General features: G+C 73.1%; 22 protein-coding genes and 1 tRNA gene. 12 read left to right on the top strand and 11 right to left on the bottom strand.

The window, feature by feature from the left end; all coding sequences use genetic code 11:
- Positions 1 to 139: 139 nt before the first annotated feature.
- Positions 140 to 778 carry a YoaK family protein gene (locus tag E5082_RS06355; RefSeq protein WP_135790291.1) on the top strand — a complete coding sequence of 213 codons (639 nt, stop codon included), beginning with the start codon at positions 140 to 142 and terminating at the stop codon, positions 776 to 778.
- 5 nt (positions 779 to 783) lie between these two features.
- On the opposite strand, the gene E5082_RS06350 is transcribed toward E5082_RS06355, so the two are convergent.
- Entirely contained in the window at positions 784 to 2,262 is a 1,479-nt protein-coding gene (locus E5082_RS06350) for a glycosyltransferase family 39 protein (RefSeq protein ID WP_229918679.1), read from the bottom strand.
- 5 nt (positions 2,263 to 2,267) lie between these two features.
- The gene (locus E5082_RS06345; protein ID WP_135790290.1) at positions 2,268 to 4,325 is read right to left on the bottom strand and encodes a bifunctional glycosyltransferase 87/phosphatase PAP2 family protein; all 2,058 of its coding nucleotides are present in this window, start codon (positions 4,323 to 4,325) and stop codon (positions 2,268 to 2,270) included.
- A gap of 309 nt (positions 4,326 to 4,634) precedes the next feature.
- Between E5082_RS06345 and proP the strand changes: the two genes are divergently transcribed.
- The gene (gene proP / locus E5082_RS06340; RefSeq protein WP_135790289.1) at positions 4,635 to 6,011 is read left to right on the top strand and encodes a glycine betaine/L-proline transporter ProP; all 1,377 of its coding nucleotides are present in this window, start codon (positions 4,635 to 4,637) and stop codon (positions 6,009 to 6,011) included.
- A 132-nt stretch (positions 6,012 to 6,143) separates the two neighbouring features.
- Positions 6,144 to 6,815 carry an O-methyltransferase gene (locus tag E5082_RS06335; RefSeq protein WP_135790288.1) on the top strand — a complete coding sequence of 224 codons (672 nt, stop codon included), beginning with the start codon at positions 6,144 to 6,146 and terminating at the stop codon, positions 6,813 to 6,815.
- Positions 6,816 to 7,441: 626 nt separating this feature from the next.
- Here the strand turns inward: E5082_RS06335 and E5082_RS06325 are convergent.
- The gene (locus tag E5082_RS06325; RefSeq protein WP_135790287.1) at positions 7,442 to 7,834 is read right to left on the bottom strand and encodes a hypothetical protein; all 393 of its coding nucleotides are present in this window, start codon (positions 7,832 to 7,834) and stop codon (positions 7,442 to 7,444) included.
- A 100-nt stretch (positions 7,835 to 7,934) separates the two neighbouring features.
- On the opposite strand from E5082_RS06325, the gene E5082_RS06320 reads away from it, so the two are divergent.
- Together E5082_RS06320 and E5082_RS06315 are read left to right on the top strand one after the other, a co-directional pair.
- Positions 7,935 to 8,345, top strand: a complete 411-nt coding sequence (locus E5082_RS06320; RefSeq protein ID WP_135790286.1) for a DnaJ family domain-containing protein — start codon at positions 7,935 to 7,937, stop codon at positions 8,343 to 8,345.
- 44 nt (positions 8,346 to 8,389) lie between these two features.
- Positions 8,390 to 8,935, top strand: a complete 546-nt coding sequence (locus E5082_RS06315) for a GNAT family N-acetyltransferase (RefSeq protein WP_135790285.1) — start codon at positions 8,390 to 8,392, stop codon at positions 8,933 to 8,935.
- Here the strand turns inward: E5082_RS06315 and E5082_RS06310 are convergent.
- The 3 genes from E5082_RS06310 to E5082_RS06300 all read right to left on the bottom strand — a co-directional run bounded on the left by E5082_RS06310 (position 8,877) and on the right by E5082_RS06300 (position 12,529).
- On the bottom strand, positions 8,877 to 10,907 hold the full coding sequence (locus E5082_RS06310; RefSeq protein WP_135790284.1) for an MDR family MFS transporter: 2,031 nt from the start codon (positions 10,905 to 10,907) through the stop codon (positions 8,877 to 8,879). The genes E5082_RS06315 and E5082_RS06310 overlap by 59 nt on opposite strands.
- Before the next feature lie 100 nt (positions 10,908 to 11,007).
- On the bottom strand, positions 11,008 to 11,670 hold the full coding sequence (locus E5082_RS06305) for an HAD-IA family hydrolase (RefSeq protein ID WP_135790283.1): 663 nt from the start codon (positions 11,668 to 11,670) through the stop codon (positions 11,008 to 11,010).
- Positions 11,671 to 11,947: 277 nt separating this feature from the next.
- Positions 11,948 to 12,529 carry a TMEM165/GDT1 family protein gene (locus tag E5082_RS06300; RefSeq protein WP_135790282.1) on the bottom strand — a complete coding sequence of 194 codons (582 nt, stop codon included), beginning with the start codon at positions 12,527 to 12,529 and terminating at the stop codon, positions 11,948 to 11,950.
- Between the two features lie 387 nt (positions 12,530 to 12,916).
- Here E5082_RS06300 and E5082_RS06295 point away from each other — a divergent pair, with 387 nt between their 5' ends.
- From E5082_RS06295 to E5082_RS06285, 3 genes are all read left to right on the top strand, one after another.
- Entirely contained in the window at positions 12,917 to 13,570 is a 654-nt protein-coding gene (locus tag E5082_RS06295; RefSeq protein ID WP_135790701.1) for an HNH endonuclease family protein, read from the top strand.
- 160 nt (positions 13,571 to 13,730) lie between these two features.
- The gene (locus E5082_RS06290; protein WP_135790281.1) at positions 13,731 to 14,186 is read left to right on the top strand and encodes a DoxX family protein; all 456 of its coding nucleotides are present in this window, start codon (positions 13,731 to 13,733) and stop codon (positions 14,184 to 14,186) included.
- A gap of 317 nt (positions 14,187 to 14,503) precedes the next feature.
- Positions 14,504 to 15,121: a DedA family protein gene (locus tag E5082_RS06285; RefSeq protein ID WP_135790280.1), complete on the top strand. Its 618-nt coding sequence runs from the start codon at positions 14,504 to 14,506 to the stop codon at positions 15,119 to 15,121.
- A 55-nt stretch (positions 15,122 to 15,176) separates the two neighbouring features.
- Here the strand turns inward: E5082_RS06285 and E5082_RS06280 are convergent, their stop codons facing one another.
- Both E5082_RS06280 and E5082_RS06275 read right to left on the bottom strand, forming a co-directional pair.
- A complete protein-coding gene (locus tag E5082_RS06280) occupies positions 15,177 to 15,506 on the bottom strand; it encodes a hypothetical protein (RefSeq protein ID WP_135790279.1) in 330 nt (109 codons plus the stop codon).
- A gap of 69 nt (positions 15,507 to 15,575) precedes the next feature.
- Positions 15,576 to 16,490, bottom strand: coding sequence for a ketopantoate reductase family protein (locus E5082_RS06275; RefSeq protein ID WP_135790278.1), 915 nt, complete (start codon positions 16,488 to 16,490; stop codon positions 15,576 to 15,578).
- Positions 16,491 to 16,583: 93 nt separating this feature from the next.
- On the opposite strand from E5082_RS06275, the gene E5082_RS06270 reads away from it, so the two are divergent.
- On the top strand, positions 16,584 to 16,811 hold the full coding sequence (locus E5082_RS06270) for a DUF2277 domain-containing protein (RefSeq protein ID WP_135790277.1): 228 nt from the start codon (positions 16,584 to 16,586) through the stop codon (positions 16,809 to 16,811).
- 79 nt (positions 16,812 to 16,890) lie between these two features.
- Here E5082_RS06270 and E5082_RS06265 read toward each other — a convergent pair.
- Positions 16,891 to 16,962, bottom strand: a tRNA-Val gene (locus tag E5082_RS06265).
- A gap of 169 nt (positions 16,963 to 17,131) precedes the next feature.
- On the opposite strand from E5082_RS06265, the gene E5082_RS06260 reads away from it, so the two are divergent.
- The 3 genes from E5082_RS06260 to E5082_RS06250 all read left to right on the top strand — a co-directional run bounded on the left by E5082_RS06260 (position 17,132) and on the right by E5082_RS06250 (position 19,442).
- The gene (locus E5082_RS06260; RefSeq protein ID WP_135790276.1) at positions 17,132 to 18,508 is read left to right on the top strand and encodes a hypothetical protein; all 1,377 of its coding nucleotides are present in this window, start codon (positions 17,132 to 17,134) and stop codon (positions 18,506 to 18,508) included.
- 95 nt (positions 18,509 to 18,603) lie between these two features.
- Positions 18,604 to 19,188 carry a DUF4383 domain-containing protein gene (locus E5082_RS06255; protein ID WP_135790275.1) on the top strand — a complete coding sequence of 195 codons (585 nt, stop codon included), beginning with the start codon at positions 18,604 to 18,606 and terminating at the stop codon, positions 19,186 to 19,188.
- Positions 19,189 to 19,226: 38 nt separating this feature from the next.
- The gene (locus E5082_RS06250; RefSeq protein WP_086694161.1) at positions 19,227 to 19,442 is read left to right on the top strand and encodes an FmdB family zinc ribbon protein; all 216 of its coding nucleotides are present in this window, start codon (positions 19,227 to 19,229) and stop codon (positions 19,440 to 19,442) included.
- Positions 19,443 to 19,503: 61 nt separating this feature from the next.
- Here the strand turns inward: E5082_RS06250 and E5082_RS06245 are convergent, their stop codons facing one another.
- Both E5082_RS06245 and E5082_RS06240 read right to left on the bottom strand, forming a co-directional pair.
- Positions 19,504 to 20,337, bottom strand: a complete 834-nt coding sequence (locus E5082_RS06245; protein WP_135790274.1) for an HAD family hydrolase — start codon at positions 20,335 to 20,337, stop codon at positions 19,504 to 19,506.
- A complete protein-coding gene (locus E5082_RS06240; RefSeq protein WP_135790273.1) occupies positions 20,337 to 22,778 on the bottom strand; it encodes a phosphoribosyltransferase in 2,442 nt (813 codons plus the stop codon). The genes E5082_RS06245 and E5082_RS06240 overlap by 1 nt, the downstream gene beginning before the upstream one ends.
- Positions 22,779 to 22,823 lie beyond the last annotated feature (45 nt).

Raw genomic sequence — 22,823 nt, 5'->3', positions numbered from 1 at the left:
GGTGCCACGACCACCCACGGTCGACGGCCCACCCCCTTTCCTTCCCGCACCCTCGCCACCGCTCGGCGAGGGTGCGCGCGCATGTCCGCACCCCCGTGGTCCACTGGTCCGGCCCCCGCCCGCCCGACCGGAGGACGCGATGCCCAGGACGATGCGGCTCCCGTGGGTCCTGCTCGTACTGACCGTGGTGAGCGGGCTGATCGACGCGGTCGGCTATCTGGGCCTCGGCCGCGTCTTCACGGCCAACATGACCGGCAACGTGGTCATCCTCGGCTTCGCCGCGGTGGGCGCCCCCGGCTTCTCCGTACCCCTCACAGCCACCTCGCTGGGCTGCTTCCTCGCCGGCGCGGCGGCAGGCGGCCGGCTCACCTCCCGCGTCCGCCGCGCCACCCGGCTGACCCTCGTCGCGGAAGCCCTGCTGGTCGGCGCCTCGGCAGCCATCGCCCTGGCCTGGCCCGAACGCCCCGGCACCCGCTACGCCCTGATCGCCCTCACCGCGCTGGCCATGGGCCTGCGCAACGCCACCGTGCGTGCCCTGGGCGTCCCCGACCTCACCACCACAGTCCTGACCATGACCCTGACGGGCCTGGCCGCCGAGTCCCGCCTGGGCAGCGGCACCGCCGACCGCTCCCCCCGCCGCACAGCCGCGGTCCTCTCCATGTTCACCGGCGCCTGCCTGGGCGCCTGGCTGGTCCTCCACCACGGCCTGGGCGTCCCTCTGCTACTGGCGGCACTGGCCTCAGCGGTACTGGCGGTCCTGGCGCCGGACCGCGACTGACCCCGCTACTGCCCGCCGCCGCCCGGGCAGCCCTCACCCCGTGCGGCCGAGCCGAGGTCCGGTCTCCGTACGTAGACCACCACCTGAGCGCCCCAGACCCGCACCCGCTCGCACTCCTCGAAGTACTCCCTGAGCGTGCGGCGCTTGACCTCCTCCTGGGGGAAGGGGTCAAGGGGCTGGCCATCGGGGTCGGTCAGGGCGATCGCGCGAGGCGTGGCCAAGAGGCGGGACCGGATGGTGTCCGGGGGCAGCTCCGTGCCCTGGAGGGTGTGGGAAGCGGCAGGGGAACGGGCCAGGGCCACGTCGTGCAAGCGGGCGTACAGGGAGGGGTACGACAGCAGCCACTCGCGGCGGCGGGACGGCAGGAACAGCACGCCGTCGCCGGGGCGGGACAGCTTCCGTACGGTCCGGGCGACCGCCACCACGTCGTCCTTGCGGCTCTCCGGGGTCCGGACCGCCAGGGAGGCGGGGAGCAAGGCCAGGGCCAGCAGGCAGACGGCGGCCTTTTCGAGGTGCGCCGGCAACCGGTCCAGCGCGAGGCCGCCGAGAAGGGCCAGCCCGGTCAGGGCGTACAGGACGTAGCGGTCGACGTACCACGGCTTGAGCAGGGAGGCGGTGATCAGGACGCCGGGCGGGACGATCAGCAGGGGCAGGGCGAGCGCGGTCACCGTGCGGTCGGCCAGGGCCGGGACACGGCTCAGCAGCAGGCCCGGGGCCGATACGGCCAGGAACGCGAGCCACATGGCTGGGCTCGGGCGGCCCAGCCAGCCCAGCTGCTGGTCGGCCTGCCGGGCGCTGACCACCGCCAGCGGCGCCACCGCGACCAGTACCCCCGCCGCCGCCACCGCCCATCTCCGCCACCGCACCCCCAGCAGCCGCAGCGTCACCGCGTGGGCGGACAGCACCAGCGCGGCGAACTCGTGCACCCAGCACACGACCGCCAGCAACACCCCGTACCCCACCCACCAGCCGCGCCCGGCTGAGCCGATTCCGCGCAGGAAGAGGTAGGTCGCCCAGACCACCCCGGCGGTGACGAGGGCGTACGACCGCCCCTCCTGCGCGTACTGCTGGGTCGCCGGGAAGAGGGCGAACAGCACGCCCGCGAGAACGCCGCTCCGTGGTCCGGCGAGGCGGGAGCCCAGTGCCCCGACCCCGGCGGCGGCGAGGGCGGTGGCCAGCACCGAGGGCAGGCGCAGGGCGAAAAGGCCGCCGTCCCAGAGGGCGAGGACGCCGTGCATGAGCAGGTAGTACAGGCCGTGCACGGCGTCGATGTGGCCCAGCAGCGCGAGGAGTTCGCCGAGCGGACGGTGAGCCACCCGGTAGGTGACGGATTCGTCGCGCCACATGCTGCCGTGCCGGGTGAGCCCCCACAGCCCGAGGACCGTGGCGAGTACGGCGGGCACGAGCGCGGGTGCCGTGGAGCGCCGCTCCCGAGGGCGGCGCGGGGCGAGGGGGCGGTCGAGGTCTCGCGTCGGGGTGTGCACCCGCCTCAGCCGGAGCTGACCGGCTGCGACTGTTCCTGCGGCTTGCGCGGCCCCGGCGGCCGTCCGACCTCGCCGGAGGCGACGATTCCCCGGGGCCCCAGCAGCACGTACGCAAGGGCGAAGCCGCCCCCCACCACCAGTGCCCCGCCCACCGCGTCCAGCACCCAGTGGTTGGCCGTGGCCACGATCGCCGTGACGGTGAGCAGCGGATGCAGCAGCCCGAGCCCCTTCATCCACCAGCGCGGCGCGAGGATCGCGATCACCACCCCGCACCACAGCGACCACCCGAAGTGCAGCGAGGGCATCGCCGCGTACTGGTTGGTGATCGCGGTCATCGCACCGTAGTCCGGGTTGGCGAGGTCCTGAGCCCCGTGCACGGTGTCGACGAAGCCGAGCCCCGGCATCAGACGCGGCGGAGCCAGCGGGAACAGCCAGAAGCCGGTCAGCGCGAGCAGCGTGGCGAAACCGAGGGAGGTCCGGGCCCAGCGGTAGTCGACCGGGCGGCGCCAGTAGAGGACGGCGAGCACGGTCAGCGGGACGACGAAGTGGAAGGACTCGTAATAGAAGTCGAGGAACCCGCGCAGCCAGCCGACCCGGACGACCGCGTGGTTGACGGCGTGCTCGATGTCGATGCGCAGGAACCGCTCGGCGTCGAGCACCAGCCGCCCGTGGCGCTCGGCGGTCTCGCGCCCGAGTTGGTTGCTGCCCCCGGTCGCCGCGAGCCGCACCTGCGCGTAGGCCGCATAGGTCACGCGGATGAGCAGCAGCTCCAGCAGCAGATTGGGCCGGGTGAACGAGCGCCGCAGGAACGGCAGCAGCGGTACGCGTGCGAACCGGGCCGGGACCTGACGGGCGTACACGGTGGGCGCCGGGGCGGCGTAGTGCGGGGAGCTGCGCGGCAGGAAGGGGACGGCGGTCGCGGCGGCCAGCGCGGCGAGGAGGACGAGGTTGTCCCGCAGCGGGTACATCACCGGCGTGTTCGGCAGCATCATCGTCGGCGGGAGCGTGGTCACCAGGACCACCGCGACCGGCCAGACCGTACGGTCCGCGGCCCGCCTCCCGACCCGGCCGGCCACCGCGAGCAGCACCCAGAGGAGCTGGTGCTGCCAGGTCGTCGGGGAGACGGCGACGGCCGCGCACCCGGTGACGGCCACGGCGAGCAGGAGCTGCCCGTCACGGGCGTAGCCCACGGCCCGGCGCAGCGCGAGGACGGCGACGGCCGTGCCGAGCAGCAGGAAGAGCGCGATCTCCGGCGGGCCGCTGAGCCCGGACCGGAGCAGGGCGCCGTGCAGCGACTGGTTGGCGAGCGCGTCGGCGCTGCCGCCGAGGCCGACGCCCGCCATGTGGTGCACCCAGTAGGTGAGGGAGTCGCCCGGCATCGCGGCCCAGGCGAGCAGGGTGCCCCCGGCGAAGGCGGCGGCGGCGCCGAGCGCGGCCCGGCGGCGGCCGGTGAACCAGAGCAGCGGGGCGAAGAGCAGGACCGTCGGCTGGAGGGCGGCGGCGAGGCCGATGAGCACGCCTGCTGTGCGTTCGCCGCGCACGGTGAAGCAGCCCAGCAGGACGAGCAGGACCGGGATGACGCTGGTCTGCCCGAGCCAGAGGGTGTTGCGGACCGGCAGCGACACCATCAGGAGGCTGATGGCGACGGGGGCGGCCAGCAGGGCGGTACGGCGCCCCACGGGCCGGGGCAGCGCGCGGGCGACGACCAGGCCGAGGGCGACGACCAGCAGCAGTGTGCCGAAGGTCCAGCCCCAGCCGAGGGCCTGTTCGGCGGCGCGGGTGAGCGGCTTGAGGACCAGGCCGGCGAAGGGGGTGCCGGTGAACCGGGTGGAGTCGTACAGGGAGCCGTTGACGTGCAGGACGCCGTCCGGGCCGACCCAGGTCTCCAGGTCGGTGAGGCGCTGCCCGCTCGGGGTGGTGAGGACGAGGGCCATCTGCCGGGCCGCGAGGATCGCGGCGACCGCCCACAGGGCGAGCCGGGCGGCGCGGAGCCGGGCTCTGGGGCCGGCTCCGGCCGTCGCCAGGGTGTCCGCCGACCGTCCGCCGTGCTCCACGTCCACCACGCCTCGTGGCCTCCCGCCCCATCGCGTCACGGTGTGTCCGTCACCCATTTGTCCGGATGACGATAGTCCGAAGAGGGTGCGGTTTCGGCTCCGGGACGCGATATGGATCACATTTTTAGTGGGGATCATGCTCGACAAACAGGGCAGTCATACCAGCGTAGACGCGGTTTCTTTGCAGAAAGCAACGTCTCGCGCACAGGACGTAAGGGGCCGAAACCCTCCTATCGTCTCTTTTCTGCCTGACGCACGCCGTCGCCGTCGTCGTCCGGCGCTGTCCGTGTCCCCGTCGAAAGGCAGGCGAGTTCCGTTTTGGCCGCCACCGCTGTCAGTCCCCGTCCGAAGTCCCTTCGGGCCCCGAAGGCCCAGGCAGAGCCCACGGTCACCGACCCCGCGCTCGTCAAGCGTGCCGTCAAGGCCGCCGCGCTCGGCAACGCCATGGAGTGGTTCGACTTCGGCGTCTACAGCTACATCGCCGTGACGCTGGGCAAAGTCTTCTTCCCTTCCGGGAATCCGACTGCACAGCTCCTCTCGACGTTCGGCGCTTTTGCGGCCGCCTTCCTCGTCCGCCCGCTCGGCGGTATGATCTTCGGCCCGCTGGGCGACCGGGTGGGGCGCCAGAAGGTCCTCGCCGTCACGATGATCATGATGGCGGCGGGCACGTTCGCCATCGGCCTGATTCCGTCGTACGCCTCCATCGGCGTCGGCGCGCCGCTGCTGCTGCTGGCGGCCCGGCTGGTGCAGGGCTTCTCCACCGGCGGTGAGTACGCCGGTGCCTCGACCTTCATCGCCGAGTACGCCCCGGACAAGAAGCGCGGCTTCCTCGGCAGCTGGCTGGAGTTCGGCACGCTGGCCGGTTACATCGGCGGTGCGGGCCTGGTCACGCTGATGACGGCCCTGCTCTCCAGCGACGACCTGCTCTCCTGGGGCTGGCGCATCCCGTTCCTGATCGCCGGTCCGATGGGCATCATCGGCCTGTACCTGCGGATGCGCCTGGAGGAGACCCCGGCCTTCGCCGCCGAGGTCGAGAAGGCCGAGACCAACCGGCCGAAGGTGCCGCTGCGCGACATGCTCGCGGGCCAGTGGCAGTCGCTGCTGCTCTGTGTCGGCCTGGTGCTGGTCTTCAACGTCACCGACTACATGCTGCTGTCGTACATGCCGAGCTTCCTCACCAGTGAGCTGAAGTACGACGAGACGCACGGTCTGCTGGTCGTGCTCGGCGTGATGGCGCTGATGATGATCGTCCAGCCGTTCGCGGGCGCCCTGACCGACCGCGTCGGCCGCCGTCCGGTGATCGCCGCGGGCTGCGCGGGCTTCCTGTTCCTGTCGATCCCGGCCCTGCTGCTGATCCGCCAGGGCAGCCTGCTCGCCGTCGCGCTCGGCATGGGCGCGCTGGGTCTGCTGCTGGTCTGCTTCACCGCCGCCATGCCGGCCGCGCTCCCGGCGCTGTTCCCCACCCGGGTCCGCTACGGCTCGCTGTCGATCGGCTTCAACGTCTCGGTGTCCCTGTTCGGCGGTACGACCCCGCTGGTGGTCACCGCGCTGATCGGCGCGACCGGCAACCTGATGATGCCCGCGTACTACATGATGGCGGCCGCCGTCATCGGTGGCTTCGCGGTGTGGCGGATGAGCGAGTCCGCCGGCCGTCCGCTGCCGGGTTCGCCGCCCGCGGTGGAGGCCGAGCAGTAGGAGGCCTTATCTCCGGGCCAGGTGGGCGCGGGAACCGTACCGACGGTTCCTGCGCCCACTTCTGTCTTTCCGGGGGGCACCATGGACCCTGGCAGAGGCTTTGCGCAGACACTCGGGAAAGGCAGCACACGCATGAGCGAGTCGCAGCGGTGGGACGACGTCGACCTCTACTTCACCAGCCGGCTCGCACCGGACGACGACGTCCTGCGGGCCGCGCTGCGCGACTCGGAGGCGGCCGGGCTGCCGTCCATCGCGGTGACCCCCACCCAGGGCAAGTTCCTCCAGCTCCTCGCGCAGATCCAGGGCGCCCGTACGGTGCTGGAGATCGGCACCCTCGGCGGGTACAGCACCATCTGGCTGGCCCGCGCCCTGCCCGAGGACGGCCGCGTGGTCACGCTGGAGCACAACCCGGAACACGCCGACGTGGCGGTCCGCAACATCGCTCGCGCGGGCCTCGACCGGATGGTGGACGTACGGGTCGGCCCGGCCCTCGAGTCCCTCCCCAACCTCGCCGACGAGAACCCGGCACCCTTCGACCTGGTCTTCATCGACGCCGACAAGGCCAACAACCCGCACTACGTCGAGTGGGCCCTCCGGCTCACCCGCACCGGCAGTCTGATCATCCTCGACAACGTCGTCCGCGACGGCCGCGTGGCCGACCCCACCAGCACCGACCCCGCCATCACCGGCACCCGTACCGCCATCGACCTCATCGCCGACCACCCCCGCCTGACGGGCACGGCCCTCCAGACGGTGGGCGGCAAGGGGTACGACGGCTTCGCGCTGGCACGGGTGGTGGGCTGAGGCCCCCTTCCGCGGCGGACACCGACTGTCGGCCGGGCCGCCGCGCGACGGCTGCCGTGGGGCGCCGCCGCGCACACTCCGCCCCCACGGAGACGGCCGAGCCGAATCACCGAGCCGCAGCACCACCCGAAAAACCAAGCCCACGGGCGACCCGCCCCGGCGAGGTCACCAGGCCGGTGATCCACACGGTGCGCCGGGAGGTGCCGGGCGGCGGCCGGGACCGGGGCGGCGTCGGGGGCGGCGACCAGCTCGCCGTTCACCCGGAGCCGGAGCTTCTGCCGTAGTCCGGTCCGCGCGCCGTGCCCCGGCCGTCGGCGCCGGTCGTCCGACAGCTCCCCGCGGTCCGGATGGCGGGGGCGCCGTCCACCCCCTGACTCCACCGACCCCCCACCCAGCGCCCCGCCACCACCCCGCAGGGGCCGCGCCGGGCTGCGGGACACCGGGTGGCGGACAGCGCGCCGGGGAGCTGGCGCGTGCACACGGGCTCACGAGCCCCCGGCTCACGGGCCACCACTCCGCTGGGGCTCCCCGCAACGCCCCGGAGGGGGGCCTCACCCCGTGGAGCGGCGGGCTCCCCTCATCGCTGAGCCGACGGCAGCCACGCCTCATCGCTGAGCCTGCGGCGGCTATGCCTCGTGGTAGAAGCCCACGTTTACGCTGCGGGGAGCCGTGCGGTCCTGGACGACCACCTCGCCCGAGGCTCCCCGAGGGAGGCGGACGGAGCCGCCGTAGGGGACCGTCTGGGCGTATTCGCCGACCGTGAGGCGGACCTCGGAGGAGGGGTCGGGCTGGGAGCCGTGGAGCCAGGAGAGCTGCCAGCCGCCGTCGGGGCCGCAGAGGAACTCCAGGTGGACACGGGAGACGAAGAGCCAGTCCTCCGGGGTGACCAGCCGGCACACCGCGGCGTCCCGGCCCACGCGGAGCGCGGCGCCCGGTTCGCTGGGCGCCTCGGCCATCGTCATGCCGGCCGTGGCACCCGCTTCCTCGCCGGAGACGGCGGCCATGGTGAGTTCGAGCACGCGTGTTCCCCCTGAAGCCCCTTGGCGCGGACCCCTGATCGCCGCACCGCCGCCGCATGATAGAACGCCCGGCTCGTCCACGTCCGGCACAATGGGGGGCATGACCGAGCGAAAGCCACCGGGTGTCCCGTTCGAGTCGTGGGTCGACCACCAGATCAGCGCCGCCCAGCGCCGCGGCGAGTTCGACGAGCTGCCCGGCACCGGTAAGCCCCTGCCCGCCGGACTGGACAGCGCGTACGACGAACTCTGGTGGGTCAAGCGGAAGATGGCCCGCGAGGGCCTGGCGGTACTGCCCCCGTCACTCGCCCTGCGCAAGGAGGCCGAGGACGCGCTCGCGGCGGCTTACGCGGCACCCTCGGAGCGTGCCGTCCGGGAGATCATCACGGCCGTCAACGTCAAGATCCGGGACATGATGTTCCGTCCCCCGCCGGGCCCGCCGCTGGGCAAGAAGCCGTACGACGTGGACGAGGTCGTGGCCGAGTGGCGCCGCCTGAAGGGCACCGGCGCCTGAAACCCGCTTGCCCGCGCCCCGCGCCCCCCGCTGGGATGGTCCGCATGACGACGTGGACCATCGCCCCGGAACCGTACGACTCGCCGGTGGCCGCGGCCCTCTGGCGGGCGTACTACACCGAGGTCAGCGACCGCTGGTATCTGCTGCACGAGGGACACCGCACCGGCCCGGCCGAGCTGGAGCGGGAGATCGCGGCCCGCACGGGCGCCGAACTCGCCCCGCCGACAGGCGAGTTGCTGGTCGCGCGGTACGGAGGCGAACCGGCCGGCTCGGCGGGCGTACGCCTGCTCGACCCGGACACCGCGGAACTGACCCGCGTCTTCCTGTCCCCGCACACGCGCGGCCGGGGCGGCGCCGCCCCGCTGGTCCGCGCCGCCGAGGAGGCCGCCCGAGCCCTCGGCGCCCGCCGGATGATCCTGGACACCCGCACGGACCTGGTGGAGGCCCGCACCCTGTACGCCCGGCTCGGCTACACCGAGACGGAACGGCACAACGAGGACCCGTACGCCGAGCACTGGTTCACCAAGGACCTCAGCCGGGCTTCCGTACCTGCGGACGCTCCCGCTCGGAACCGCACAGCTCGGCGGTGAGTTCCTTCACCAACTGCACCAGATCCGTGGGCCGTCCGGGCCCCCACCAGTCCCCCAGCAGGTCGGACAGCGAGTCCTCGCGTGCCGTGGCGAGCCGCTCGGCGACCTCAGCCCCGGCCGGGGTGAGCGACAGCTCGAGCCCGTCACGCGCGGCGAGCCGCCGTTCCTCGACCTGCCGGGCGGCCGCCAGCACCGTGCTGAGCGGCACGGGAGCGCGCTCGGCCAGCACGTACGGCTCCACGGACCCGTGCTTGCGCATCCGCAGCAGCATCCAGCTCGCGGCGGGCAGCAGGTCGTACCCGGCGCGGGCGGTGATCTCCTCGTAGATCTCCCGCCGCCCCTCGCGGGTACCGAGCGTGGACAGCGCGCGGCACACCTCCTCGTAGGAGGAGCGGTGGACCGGGTTGGGCGGGATGGTCTCGGAGGCGTCCGGCGCGGTGACCGAGCCGCGCAGCCGGTCCTCCTTGAGGAACCAGGCCAGCACGAAGCCGAGGAAGGCGACCGGGGCGGCGTAGAGGAAGACGTCGGTGATGGACGAGGAGAAGGCGTGCAGCGCGGCCGGCCGCAGCGGGGGCGGCAGCGCGCCGATGCCGCGCGGGTCGGCCTCCAGCGCGCCGGGCGAGACGCCGGCCGGCAGCCGGACACCCCGGAAGGCTTCCGCGAGCTTGTCGCCGAGGCGGCCCGAGAAGACGGTGCCGAAGATGGCGACGCCGAAGGAGGCGCCGATGGACCGGAAGAAGGTGGCGCCGGAGGTGGCGACGCCGAGGTCCTGGTAGGACACCGCGTTCTGCACGACGAGGATGAGCACCTGGAGGACGAGGCCGAGTCCGAGGCCGAAGACGAAGAAGTACAGGCTCATCTCGAGCGTGGAGCTGTGTTCGTCGAGCTGGTGCAGCAGGAGCAGCCCGAGGGCGGTGACGGCGGTGCCCGCGACCGGGAACACCTTCCAGCGGCCGGTGCGGCTGACGATCTGCCCGGAGACGGTGGAGGTCAGCAGCAGTCCGACCACCATCGGCAGCATGTGCACGCCGGACATGGTGGGCGAGATGCCGTGCACGACCTGGAGGAAGGTCGGCAGGTAGGTCATCGCGCCGAACATGGCGAAGCCGACGATGAAGCTGATCACCGCGGCGAGGGTGAAGGTGCGGATGCCGAACAGCTTCAGGGGCAGCACCGGCTCGGCGGCCCGCCGCTCCACGGCGACGAAGGCGACCGCGAGCAGTACGCCCAGGACGGCGAGCCCGATGATCTGCGGGGACGCCCAGGGCCAGGTCGTCCCGCCGAGCGAGGCGACCAGCACCAGGCAGGTGGCGACGGAGGCGATCAGCAGGGTGCCGAGGTAGTCGATGGCGTGCCGGGAGGTACGGCGCGGGATGTGCAGGGCGGTGGCGATGACGACGAGGGCGACGATCCCGAGGGGCAGGTTGACGTAGAACACCCAGCGCCAGCTCAAGTGCTCGGTGAACAGCCCGCCGAGCAGCGGCCCGAGCACGCTGGTCGCACCGAACACGGCCCCGAAGAGCCCCTGGTACCGGCCGCGCTCACGGGGCGGGACGATGTCACCGACGATCGCCATCGACAGCACCATCAGCCCGCCGCCGCCGAGCCCTTGAAGTGCCCGGAACCCGATGAGCTGCGGCATGTTCTGCGCCGTCCCGCACAGCGCGGACCCGATCAGGAAGATCACGATGGCGAGCTGGAACAACCGCTTCCGCCCGTACTGGTCCCCGAGCTTCCCCCACAACGGGGTCGCCGCGGTCGAGGCCAGCAGATACGCCGTGACGACCCAGGACAGATGCTCCAGCCCGCCCAGATCGCTCACGATGGTCGGCAACGCCGTCGACACGATCGTCTGGTCCAGCGCGGCCAGCAACAGCCCGAGCAGCAGGGCCCCGATGGAGACGAGCACATTCCCGCCGACGTGCTCACCCCGGCGGACCTCTTCGGCGGCGCCATGCGTGTCCAAGGCCATGAAGACCTCCCAGCCCTCGGTTGCCTGCTCCCATGTTCGGCGGTCGAGGGGGCTGCGGCCTGTCGGGGGCGAGGGTGGCGGCCCCGGCTTGCGGGGGCGGTCAGCCGATGAGAAGGCGGATCGTGCCGTCCTCCTGCGGCTCCACGCGCAGCTCGGTGAGGTCCTTCACCAGCGCGTCCGGACCGTGCTGCCCGGCGCGCGGGCCGACGCCCACCACGCGCATGCCCGCCGCGCGGCCCGCCGCGATGCCCGCGCCGGAGTCCTCGAAGACCACGCAGTCGGCGGGGTCGATGCCGAGTTCCGCGGCGCCCTTGAGGAAGCCCTCGGGGTCGGGCTTGCTGGCGCCCACCGACTCGGCGGTGACGCGGACCTGGGGGAGGGGGAGGCCGGCGGCGGCCATGCGGGCGGTGGAGAGGGCCACGTCGGCGGAAGTGACCAGGGCGTGCGGGGTGCCGGTGAGGGCGGCGAGGAAGGCGGTGGCGCCGGGGACCTCGACCACGCCGTCCATGTCGGCGGTCTCCTCGGCGAGCATGCGGGCGTTGTCCGCGAGGTTCTCCTCGACGGGGCGCTCGGGCAGCAGCAGCGCCATGGAGGCGTGGCCCTGCCTGCCGTGCACGACGCTCATCACCTCGTCGCCGTCGAGCCCCTGGGCGGCGGCCCAGCGGCGCCAGATGCGCTCGACCACGGCGTCGGAGTTGACGAGGGTGCCGTCCATGTCGAGCAGGAGGGCGCGGGCGGTGAGAACGGCGGGTTCGGTGGCCATCGGCAGCTCCAAAGACGCGAGGGCCCCGGTCGAGGGGGCCCTGTGGGGACAGGACGTCCGGCGGGGGTCCCTGTCGGGGACAAGGCGGCCCCGCCCGCCGGTCAGGGGAAGCGGGCGGGAGCCACTTTGTTCCTCCACGGTACAAAACGCGGACGGCATCCCGCCACCGCGCCTCCCCCGAGGGTCTGCGGCGGGGCGCGGGAACCGGCCGGCGGGGGCGTCTCGGAGGTGGGGCCGCGGCCGCCCGCTCCACCGGCACCGCGTCCCCGTACAGGCCCTAGCCGGCGATCGCCTCGTACAGGCTCCACACGCCGAGGCCGATCATCAGCAGGGCCGCGATCTGGGTGATCAGACGCAGCGGCACCCGCTTCATCAGGGCCTTTCCGCCGACGATGCCGAGGCCGGCCACCGCCCACAGGCCGAGCACCGCGCCGAGGCCGACGGAGAGCGGGTCGTCGTAGCGGGCGGCGAGGTTGGCGGTCATGATCTGGGTGAGGTCACCGAACTCGGCGACCAGGATGAGCATGAAGCCCGTACCGGCGACCTTCCAGAAGGACTGGTCGGCGGGCTTCTTGATCTCCTCCTCGCCCTCGTCCTTCTTCAGCAGCAGCACGGCCGCGCCGCCGAGGAAGAGGACGCCGGTGAGGGCGTGCACGATCTGCTGCGGGAGCAGGGTCAGCACGCTGCCCGCCGCGACGGCGAGCACGACATGCACCAGGAAGGCCGCGGCGACACCGGCGAAGACGTACGACGCGCGGTAACGGGCGCCGAGGACGAGGCCGGCGAGCGCGGTCTTGTCCGGCAGTTCGGCGAGGAAGATGACGCCGAAGACGAGCGCCGTCACGGTAATGCTGATCAAGGTTCCTCAATCGGTCGGGGCCGCCCCGCCGAGAGTGCGCGTTTCACGCGTGAGACACCTCGGCACGGCAGCACATCGGGCACCCGCACCTCGAGGGCACGGGCGTGCACTGCTTGCCGAAGGTCTCGCTGGCGGGTCCCACGGGATTCCGCCTCCGGGCGCCGGCTCAGGCTGGCTGAGCAGTATGTCGACGGTCCGGCGAAGAGCTACTCCCCTTCTGCACCGCCCATGGTACGGGACGTGAAAGTTCCGTCATGAACCTTGTCGTGTCATGGACGCGTCACTAGCTTCTTACCGGGCGCTCACCCCACCGCAACGCCACCTGGCGAGCATTCCCCTGCCCGCGCGCCAACACCCCCACCCCACAAGGGAGTTCCCATGTTCCGCATGTCCCGATCGTCCCGGTTCTACGCGCGTCGACGGCTCGGTGTCGTCGCCGCGGCCACCGGTCTGCTCGCCTCCGCCGCACTTCTCAACTCGCCGGCCGCCTCGGCCGCCCTGCCCACTCCGGTCAGCGGCGCCACCGCCCGGAGCTACCTCTCGCAGCTCACCGTGGCCACCGAGAACCGCACCGGTTACAACCGGGACCTGTTCCCCACCTGGATCACGATCAGCGGCACCTGCAACACCCGCGAGTACATACTCAAGCGGGACGGCACGAACGTCACGACCGACTCCGCCTGCGTGGCGACCGGCGGCAGCTGGTACTCCCCGTACGACGGCGCCACCTGGAGCGCGGCCTCCGACGTGGACATCGACCACCTCGTCCCGCTGGCCGAGGCGTGGGACTCCGGCGCGAGCAAGTGGACGACGGCGCAGCGGCAGGGCTTCGCCAACGACGTCACCCGGCCGCAGCTCCTCGCGGTCACGGACAACGTGAACCAGGCCAAGGGCGACCAGGACCCGGCGACCTGGATGCCGGGCCTCACGTCGTACCGGTGCACCTATGTCCGGGCATGGGTGCAGGTGAAGTACTACTACAACCTCTCGGTGGACTCGGCGGAGAAGAGCGCGCTGACGAACTACCTGTCGGGCTGCTGACGGCGCCCCGCCCCCGCGCCTCCACGTCCACGGCTCGTCCTGGCCTCACCGGCCGGGGCGGGCCGTCGCCGTTTTCCGATCATGGCTGAATGTTGAACTTGCAAGTATGAGTGAGGCATACCTAACCTGGGCCCTCCCCCGAAAGAGGAGACCTCCCCCCATGTCCGCACGTCTCAACGCCGCCCAGCCGTACGCGCTCGGGCTCTTCCGCATCGTCATCGGCCTGCTGTTCACCGTGCACGGCGCCGCTTCGCTCTTCGGCGTCCTCGGCGGCGCGGCGGGCACCCACGGCGGCACGATCGCCGCCGGCAGCTGGCCCGGCTGGTACGCGGCGCTCATCCAGCTCGTCGCCGGCACCCTGGTCCTCCTGGGCCTCGGCACCCGCGGCGCCGCCCTCCTCGCCTCCGGCTCCATGGCCTTCGCCTACTTCGACGTCCACCAGCAGGCGGCCCTCTGGCCCATCCAGAACGGCGGCGAACTGTCGGTCCTGTTCTGCTGGACCTTCTTCCTGCTGGTCTTCACGGGCTCGGGGGCGTTCGGCCTGGACCGGCTGCTGGCCTCCCGGCGGGTCGCTTCGCCGGAGGGGGAGCGGACGCGGGAGCCGATAACGGCCTGAGGCCCGGTATCGCGATCGGCGCCCGGAGCTGCCGAGGCGACGCTCACGCGGCATCGACGACCCTGACCAGCCGTCAGGGCCCTGCGATCAACGAGTCGGGCGGGGCAGGGGTTCGGCCGGTGACGCCCGTGCTGGCACCGGACATGGGCCCCGGCCGCCCCGTGGGCGCGCCGCACGGGTGAATGGCGACGTACGGGGCGTTTCGACTCGACCGCCGTGAACATGTTGTGATGATCACCTGATCCCCCCATGAACCTCCCGTCACCGGTCAGGCGTACGCTGTATGGCTGTAATCGGGGGAACGACGGGGAGTAATCGTGCTGGAGAGCGTGGGGTCACTGGCGGCCGGTCCATGGATCTATGCCGTGGTGGCCGTCTCGGTCCTGCTCGACGTCTTCCTGCCGGTGCTGCCGAGCGGCGTCCTGGTCATCGCGGCGGCCACCGCGGCGGCGGCCGGTACGGGTGCGGCGGCGGGGCGGGTCCCGCACGACGTGCCGGACATCCTGGTACTGATCCTGCTCGCGGCCACGGCCTCCGTGCTGGGCGACCTGGTCGCGTACCGGCTGGCCTGGCGCGGCGGTGAGCGGCTGGACCGCGCCATCGCCCGCTCCCGGCGGCTGACCAACGCGCAGGAACGTCTCGGCGAGGCGCTCTCGCGCGGTGGGGGCGCCCTGGTGGTCCTCGCCCGCTTCGCCCCCGCCGGCCGCTCGGTCGTCTCCTTCTGCGCGGGCGCCGCCCACCGCCGCGCCCGCGACTTCGTCCCCTGGTCCGCCCTCGCCGGCCTCTCCTGGGCCGCCTACAGCGCGGCCCTCGGCTACTACGGCACCCGCTGGCTCGGCACCGCCTGGCTGGCGACAGCCGTCTCGGTCGCCGCCCTCACCGGAGCGGGCGCCGCCGCGGCGTACCTGATGCGCCGACGCCCCGCGGCGTCCTGAGCAGGCGTACACCACACCCGCGCGTGCCGGCCTCGGAGCCGTGTGCCCGCCGGAGCTACTCCTGCTCGTGGGCGTGCTTCAGTTCCGAGCGGGCCCGGACGCGGTCCGCTGCCGCTATCTCGGTCCAGTAGCGGTGGCCGGTGATGAAGACGGCCAGTTCGTGTTCGCGGCGGCGGAGTTTCTCGACCTCGGCCTGTTCGTCGGCGGTCCAGCCGGGGGAGGCGGGGCGTTCGATCTTGCGCCAGCCGGTGTCGTCGGTGAAGCCGTCCAGCGGCTCGACCGACCAGGGCAGCCGCTTGAGCAGGGCCGACAGCTCGGCCCTGATCTGATGCAGCTCCTCCTGCCCGGCGAGCAGGTCACTGGGGAATCCATGGGACGCAGACACACGGCAATGGTACGCCTGTTCGATTTTCAGTGGCGAGCTACGCCGGGCACTTCATTCGAACGAGTGGCCTCAGGCGCCGGCACCGCCCAGCTCCCTCACCAACCGGGCCGTCACCGGCACCGCCACCCCGCGCCGCTCCGCCGCGCGCAGCAACGCCCCGCCGATCGCGTCGAGTTCGAGCGCCCGGCCCGCCTCCGCGTCCCGCTGCATCGAGGACTTGGCCGCCGCCGGGAACAGGTCGTAGCGGGCGAGGGACCCGGCCGGGTCCACCGGGGCACCGCAGGCGCGGCCGACCTCCGCCGCCTCGGCCACCAGGGCCTGGAGCTCCGCGCGGTAGCGCGTACGGGCTTCGCCGATCGGCACCCCGTACCGCGTCGTGAGCAGGGCGAACGGGGCGAGGAACGCCATCTTGGCCCACAGGGCCGCCGTCTCGTCGTCCACCACGCGCGCCGTCACACCCGCCGCTGTGAGGGCCGAGGCCAGGGCGTCCACGCGGGGCCGTACCGTCCCCGCGCCCGCGAGGTCGATCTCTGTGAAGGGGCTGCCGTGTTCGATCACCACGCCCTCGCCGTCCCCGGCCCGGACGCGGGTGGACTCCACCCGGATCGTCGCGGGGGCGACTAGCTCGGGCGCGTACCGCGTACGCAGCGACGCCGGGTGTTCGACGCCGTTCAGCAGCGGCACCACCAGGGCGTCACCGAGCACGGCGGGCGGTACGCGGGTCAGGGCCGCGTCCAGCGTCGTGTGCTTGACGGTGATCAGGCAGGCGTCGACCGGCTCGCGCAGCTCGGTGTCCGCCGCCACACCCGCGTGAAAGTCCTCGAACTGCCCGCTGCGCACCTGGATTCCGTCCCGGCGCAGCGCCTCCGCCGTGCCCTCCCGCGCCAGGCAGATCACCCGGTGCCCGGAACGGGACAGCAGGGCGGCGAGAAGTCCGCCGACGCCACCGGGGCCGAGTATCGCCACCGTGGGCCTGTTCGTCATGAACGTGTCCTCTCCTGCGGTCGGCCCCGACATCCGGTGGCCGCCTCGCGCGATCATCCTTCACACGCGGCCCCGTTGGAGGAGACTTGAGACATGTGCCGGAGTATCAAGACGTTGCGGCCGCCCGTGTTGCCCGGTGAGGCCACCGAGGACGACATCCGCGCCGCCGCGCTGCAGTACGTACGCAAGGTCTCGGGCTTCCGGGCCCCCGCCGCCCACAACCGCGAGGCGTTCGACCGTGCCGTGGAGGCCGTCACCCAGGCCACGGCGGAGCTGCTGGACAGCCTGGAGGTACGGGGGCGGCCGGTACGGGCGCAGTAGCCGCTCCGGACAGACAAAACGGCCCCCCGGGACACTCCCGGAGGGCCGTCACAAGCCTCTGGCCTGCTACTTCTCGCTGTGGGCGCGGACGGTTTCGAACCGCCGACATCCTGCTTGTAAGGCAGGCGCTCTACCCCTGAGCTACGCACCCGCGACCCGGCGCGTGGCCGGGACGAGTCGACAGCCTACCTTGCCTCGGGCGGTGCCCGGCAAACCCCGGAACCCATGGCGGCGGGGGCGAACTGACCGGGCCGTGTGTTCGTCTTCAACGGGTGGGAGAATGACACCACCCAGGGCCAACCGCAGCACGGGAGAGGGATGTGACGGCGACACCGGGCACGTCAGCAGCGCAGACCCACCCGCACCCGCCGTCCCCCGTGCGCGACGCCCTCACCCTGATGAGCCTGCCCGTGCTGGCCGCCCTCACCATGGCCGCCGCGTTCGCCGGCGGCGGCACCCGGCGCTGGTTCGGCGGCCGTGCCGAGAGCCAGCGGGCCGAGGCCCAGGCGGCGAAGGACGCGGCCGCGGCCGCGTTCTACGAGCTGGACACCGCCCAGCGCGACCTGCGCATCTCCATCGAGACGATCTCCGCGGTCGACGACTCCCCCGCGGCCCGCCGTGCCGTCGCCGACTTCGAGGCGCTCGGCCGGCGCATAGACGAGGCGAGCCAGACGTACATCCAGGCCGTCGACGCCCGGGACCTCGACCGCGACGACCTCGACGCCGCCGCCGCGAACCAGGCCCGTACCGAGCTGACCGCCGCCAAGGACGAGCTGGTCCGGGTCAAGGGCGAGCTGGACCGCTTCTCCGCCTCCCTCGGCCCCCTCCTCGGCAGCGCCGAGACCCGGCTCGCCCGGCTGGCACCCGCGGTCGAGCGCGCCCGGCAGGCCCTGCTCGGCGCGAGCAACGCCCTGGACGCCGTACGCGAGAAGCGGCTCGGCGCCGATGACCTGGCCGCCCGCCTCGCCGCCCTCTCCCCCGAGCTGACCCGGCTCAACCAGGGCGCCGGGCAGCACGGGGTGGCGGCCACGCTGGAGCGGGCCGAGCGGGTGCAGCGGGAGGCCGGGGCGATCCGGGCCGAGGCCGAGCGGCTGCCGGAGCGCGCCGCCGAGATCGACCGGCGCCTGGTCAGCCTGAGCACCCGCGCCCAGGCCCTCACCACCCGCAGCGGCCAGGTCGAGCCGGTGCTGAGCGAGCTGCGGCGCCGGTTCGCCGCCGCCTGCTGGCAGGACCTCCAGCACGTGCCCGAGCAGGCCGCCGAGAACGTCCGCCAGGCCGAGCGCAAGCTGGCCGAGGCCCGCGCCGCGCGGGAGGCCCAGCGCTGGCCGGACGCCACCTCGCTGCTGTCGACCGTACGGGCCCTGCTGAACACCACCGACGAGGCGGTCTCGGCCGCCGGGGACCGGCTGGCCAGGCTGAACGCCGTCCAGAAGGACCCCCGGCAGGAGATCGAGCGGACCCGGTTCGCGCTCCGGGACGCCCAGCGGCTCGCCATGACGGGCCGCAGCGCGCCCGACCCCCGGCACGCCCGCCCGCTGGACGAGGCGGTGGCCCGGCTGGACCGCGCGGTCGCCGCGCTGGACAGCGGCCGGCACCCCGACTACTGGCACTTCCTCACCGAGACCGAGGCCGTACGCGGCACGGTCGCGCGGGTGGTCGCGCAGATCCGCGAGGAGCGCGGCGGCCCCGCGCAGTGAACCCGCCCGGCAGCGCCCCTGTTGCCGGTACCCGGGGTGCTGGTGAGTATTGAGGGGTACGGGACGGCCTCCGCACGCGCCCCCAAGGAGGCGACATGGCCGCACACGCAGTGCACTCGCGCGACAAGCAGTCCACCCGGCATCGCACCGTCTTCGACGAGCACCTGCCCGTCGACCACAAGCTGAACCGCGTCTACCGCGTCGGCGCGGGCCTGATCGGGCTGTTCCTGCTGATCTTCGGCATCCTCGGCCTGGTCGGCCACATCGGTGCCTTCAACGTCGGCAGCGACACGGTCGCGGGCCTGAACACCAACGGCGCGCTGAGCGTGCTCTCCATCTGCGTCGGCCTGATCCTGCTGGCGGGGATGGTGATCGGCGGCAACTTCGCCTCGACCCTGAACATGGTCTTCGGCGTGCTGTTCATCCTGAACGGCTTCCTCAACCTGGGTCTGCTGGGCACCGAGAACAACTTCCTGGCGTTCAAGATCCAGAACGTGTTCTTCACCTTCATCGTCGGCCTGCTGCTCATGACCTTCGGCATGTACGGCCGGGTCGGCTCGTCCCTCCCGCACGACAACCCCTACTGGCGCTCCCGGCACCCCGATGCCGAGCACGAGGACCCGGCCCTCACCACCCCGGACAAGCGCGCCGTCACCGGGCCGGACACGAAGCCCGAGTGACTCGCCCGCTCGCCGGGTCCGGCGGCTAACCTGTGCGCATGCCTCGCTACGAGTACCGCTGCCGGACCTGCGGCGACACCTTCGAACTCAGCCGCCCGATGGCGGAGTCCGCCGCGCCCGCCACCTGCCCCGAGGGCCACGACGACACGGTCAAGCTGCTGTCGGCGGTGGCCGTCGGCGGCTCCTCCGCCGCCCCGGCCCCCTCGGGCGGAGGCGGCGGCGGTGGCTGCTGCGGGGGCGGCTGCTGCGGCTGAGCAGGACATGAGTACGGCACCGGACGGACGTCCGGTGCCGTTTCGCCGTACTCCGCCACCGCTACGCCGGCAGCCGCGCCGGGACCACCGCTCCCCGCGCCGCCCGCAGGAACTCGCGGGTGATCCGCTCCCCCGCCAGCACGCCCCGCTCGGCCACCGCGCCGACCACGGGCGCGCTCCAGCCGCTGTCGGCGAGTTCGCCGTGGCCGGGGCGCCAGCCGCGGTCGGCGGCCAGCAGCAGGTCGGCGTCCAGATGCGAGTCCCCGGCCGCGAGCGTGAGCTCCGCGCCGGTGCGCCGGGCCACCTCGCGCACCGCCGCGCCCTTGGTGAGCGGCTGCGGAACCGCGTAGATCTTGCGGCCCTGGAGCGACACCGTCCAGCCTCGCTCCCCGGCCCACTCGGCCAGCTCGCCCACCCAGTCCTCGGGCAGCAGCTCCCGCTCGACCACCAGGTACGCGAACAGGTCCTCGGCCACCCGCTGCTTGCGCAGCCAGACCGGGTCGGAGGCCCGGCGCAGATGGTCGGTGATCTCGGCGAGCGGCGCGCACTCGTCGGCGAGGCGGGCCAGCACCGAGGCGTGCCAGTCCCGGTCGGTGACGCCGTCGACCAGGAGATGGCCGCCGTTGGCGCAGATCGCGAACCGGGCGGGCGGGCCGGGGAGGTTGATCCGCCCGTACTGGGTACGGGTGCGGGTGGTCGTCGGCACGAACACCGCCGCGTCCGCCAGTTCGGTCAGCAGGGAGGCCGCCGTCTCCGTCATGAAGGACAGCGGACGGGACTCGTGCACCTCCACACAGAGCAGCCGGGGCGCCCGGGCGTCGGGCATGGTGAGCGCGAGGGCACCCGCCGAGTAGATCAGCGTGCGGTCGAGGTCGCTGGCCACCAGTACCGGCATCAGACGTTCACCGCCCGGCCGTCGGCCCCCGTGGCACCGCGGGTGTACTTCGGGTGGATCAGGCCGACGCAGGTGTACGGCAGGCCATCGACCTCCTCCACCGGGACCCCGCGCTGTTCGGCGAGCAGCCGGACATGGTCGAGGTCGGCGCCCGCGCCCGCCTTGGCGAGGATCTTCCAGGGCACCCGGCGCAGCAGCACCCGCGTGGTCTCCCCGACGCCGGGCTTGACCAGGTTCACGTCGTGGATGCCGTACTCCTCGCTGATCCGCTCCACGGCCCGCCAGCCCTCCCAGGTCGGGGTGCGGTCCTCGGCCAGCAGTTCCTTGACGGCGGCGTCCACTTCGTCGCGGACCTCGGGGAAGCGGGCGGAGACGGCGTCGAGGAAGGCCACCGACACATCGGCGTCCGCCAGTTCGCGGTAGAACTTGGCGCCGTGGAAGTCGTCCGGGCCGACGAGGTCGGCACGGAGCACGGTGCGCGATATCAGGCCGGAGACCGTGGAGTTGAGGCAGGCGGAGGGTATGAGGAAGTCGTCGCGGGTGCCGTAGGTGCGCACGCAGGAGCCGGGGTCGGCGAGGACGGCGATCTCGGGGTCGAAGCCGGTGACGCCCTCCGCGCGCTCGAACTCCTCGATGGCGGCGGCGAGTTCACGGGTGATGGCGCCCTTGCCGGTCCAGCCGTCCACGAAGACGACGTCACGCGGGTCGTGGTGCGCGGCCAGCCAGCGCAGCGCGTTGGCGTCGATGCCCCGGCCCCGGACGATCGAGACGGCGTAGTGCGGGAGTTCGGTTCCGTACCGCTGCTCGGCCCAGCGGCGCATGAGCACGCCGACCGGCGTTCCGGCGCGGGCGAGCGAGACCAGGACGGGGGTACCGCCGCGCTCGGTGAGCACGGTCTCGGTGACCACGCCGACCGCGCGGGCGATCCGGTCGGCGGAGGCCTCCAGGGCGGCGTGGAACAGCGCCTGGTAGCGCTCGCTGGGCTGGTACTCCACCGGCAGCGACTCCGCGTAGTGCGCGCCGCCGTTCTGCACGGCCTCCTCGCGCTCCTCGGTGGGCGCCTCCAGGCTGACCGCGGACAGGTCCTGGAGCAGCCAGCCGACCTCGCCGGGCGCGTACGAGGAGAAGGCGGGGCCGCGGAGGGGCTCGGGCAGCATGGCCGGCCTTTCGGGAAGGTGGGGCTCGTGGGCGGGCACGACCGCGAGCAGGATGTGCGGGACGTGCGCCGCGAGCCGGGCGAGCAGGCCGTCCGGGGCGTGCAGGGCGGGGGTGTCGGCCGCGGAGTCGACGACGGCGACCACGGTGTCGAAGCCCGCGCCCGCGACGTTGTACGCGTACCGCTCGCCGGGGCCGTCCGCCGGGTCGTCGTGGGCGGGGAAGGCGAGCCGGGTGCGTATCGCGTAGCCGGGGTCGTCCACGGCGAGCACGGGTGAACGGGTGGTGGTGGAGTAGCGCACCTCCGCCGGGACGGCCCGCTCCAGCTCGGCCGCGAGCCGCAGCGGGGCGTACATCAGCTCCTCGAAGCCCAGCACCAGCACCCGGCGGGAGCCGTCGGGCAGCGCGTCGGCGATCCGGGCGGCCATGCCGGGCAGCGCGGCCTCCAGCCGGGCGCGATGGGCCGGGGTGAAGCCGTGCCGTCCGCCGTCGGGCAGCCCGGCCGGCCAGCCCAGTTCGACCCGGCTCACCTCGCCGCCCGGCACCGCGCCCGGCACGGCGTCGGCCCGCTCGTGCTCCGCGACCAGCGCCTGCCCCTTCTCCAGGACGCCCTCGGGCAGCCGTACGGTCCCGGAGGCGGCGGCGACCAGGTCGACGCGGGCGCCGATCTCGGCGGCGAACCCGTCCAGCCGGGCGGCGTCCTCGGCGGAGCGCATGTCGACCAGGGCGACGACCACATAGCGGCGCCTGGGGTGGCGGGCGTGCAGCTCGCGGATGGTGTTCAGGACGGTGTTGCCGGTGGAGAACTCGTCGTCCACCAGCACCAGCGGGCCGTCCCCGGCCAGCAGCGCCGGGTCCTCGGGGAGCAGCAGGTGGGAGGTGGCGTGGGAGTGGGACTCCTCGAAGCCGCCGGCCGGGGTGACCCCGGCGACCGGGCGGCGGGTGGAGTGCAGATACGGGGCGAGGGCGAGGCCGTCCGCGACCGAGTGGCCGAGGCCGGTGGCGGTCTCCGCGTACCCGAGGACTACCGCGCGGGCCGCCTCCGCGTCCCCGAGCAGGGCGCGGACCCGGTGGCCGAGGCGCACCCCGTGGCCGTGGACCACGGCGGGCGACTGCGGGACGTGCTTGCCGAGCACGTTGGAGACCAGCAGATGGGCCCGCTTGGGATTGCGGCGCAGTGCCATCCCCAGCAGGTCGGTCAGGTGCTCGTCGCCCTCCAGTTCGACACCGAGTCGCCGGGCGACCCAGGTGCCGGACCAGACGCCGTCGTTCACTGCGTTCTTCATGCGTTCCTTGCGGCTCGGGGCAGGGAGACGAGGCTCTGTGCCAGG

Origin of the sequence: Streptomyces griseoluteus, assembly GCF_004784465.1 — a bacterium.
In the GTDB taxonomy this organism is placed as follows: Bacteria; Actinomycetota; Actinomycetes; order Streptomycetales; family Streptomycetaceae; genus Streptomyces; species Streptomyces griseoluteus.
This window is presented reverse-complemented; position numbering and strand designations above follow the sequence as displayed.

Coding starts and splice junctions, on each gene's coding strand:
- E5082_RS06255 (WP_135790275.1), top strand. CDS start 18,604: ATGGCCGCACACGCAGTGCACTCGCGCGACAAGCAGTCCACCCGGCAT.
- E5082_RS06270 (WP_135790277.1), top strand. CDS start 16,584: ATGTGCCGGAGTATCAAGACGTTGCGGCCGCCCGTGTTGCCCGGTGAG.
- E5082_RS06290 (WP_135790281.1), top strand. CDS start 13,731: ATGTCCGCACGTCTCAACGCCGCCCAGCCGTACGCGCTCGGGCTCTTC.
- E5082_RS06355 (WP_135790291.1), top strand. CDS start 140: ATGCCCAGGACGATGCGGCTCCCGTGGGTCCTGCTCGTACTGACCGTG.
- E5082_RS06295 (WP_135790701.1), top strand. CDS start 12,917: ATGTCCCGATCGTCCCGGTTCTACGCGCGTCGACGGCTCGGTGTCGTC.
- E5082_RS06320 (WP_135790286.1), top strand. CDS start 7,935: ATGACCGAGCGAAAGCCACCGGGTGTCCCGTTCGAGTCGTGGGTCGAC.
- E5082_RS06240 (WP_135790273.1), bottom strand. CDS start 22,778: ATGAAGAACGCAGTGAACGACGGCGTCTGGTCCGGCACCTGGGTCGCC.
- E5082_RS06275 (WP_135790278.1), bottom strand. CDS start 16,490: ATGACGAACAGGCCCACGGTGGCGATACTCGGCCCCGGTGGCGTCGGC.
- E5082_RS06335 (WP_135790288.1), top strand. CDS start 6,144: ATGAGCGAGTCGCAGCGGTGGGACGACGTCGACCTCTACTTCACCAGC.
- E5082_RS06305 (WP_135790283.1), bottom strand. CDS start 11,670: ATGGCCACCGAACCCGCCGTTCTCACCGCCCGCGCCCTCCTGCTCGAC.
- E5082_RS06250 (WP_086694161.1), top strand. CDS start 19,227: ATGCCTCGCTACGAGTACCGCTGCCGGACCTGCGGCGACACCTTCGAA.
- E5082_RS06245 (WP_135790274.1), bottom strand. CDS start 20,337: ATGCCGGTACTGGTGGCCAGCGACCTCGACCGCACGCTGATCTACTCG.
- E5082_RS06310 (WP_135790284.1), bottom strand. CDS start 10,907: ATGGCCTTGGACACGCATGGCGCCGCCGAAGAGGTCCGCCGGGGTGAG.
- E5082_RS06315 (WP_135790285.1), top strand. CDS start 8,390: ATGACGACGTGGACCATCGCCCCGGAACCGTACGACTCGCCGGTGGCC.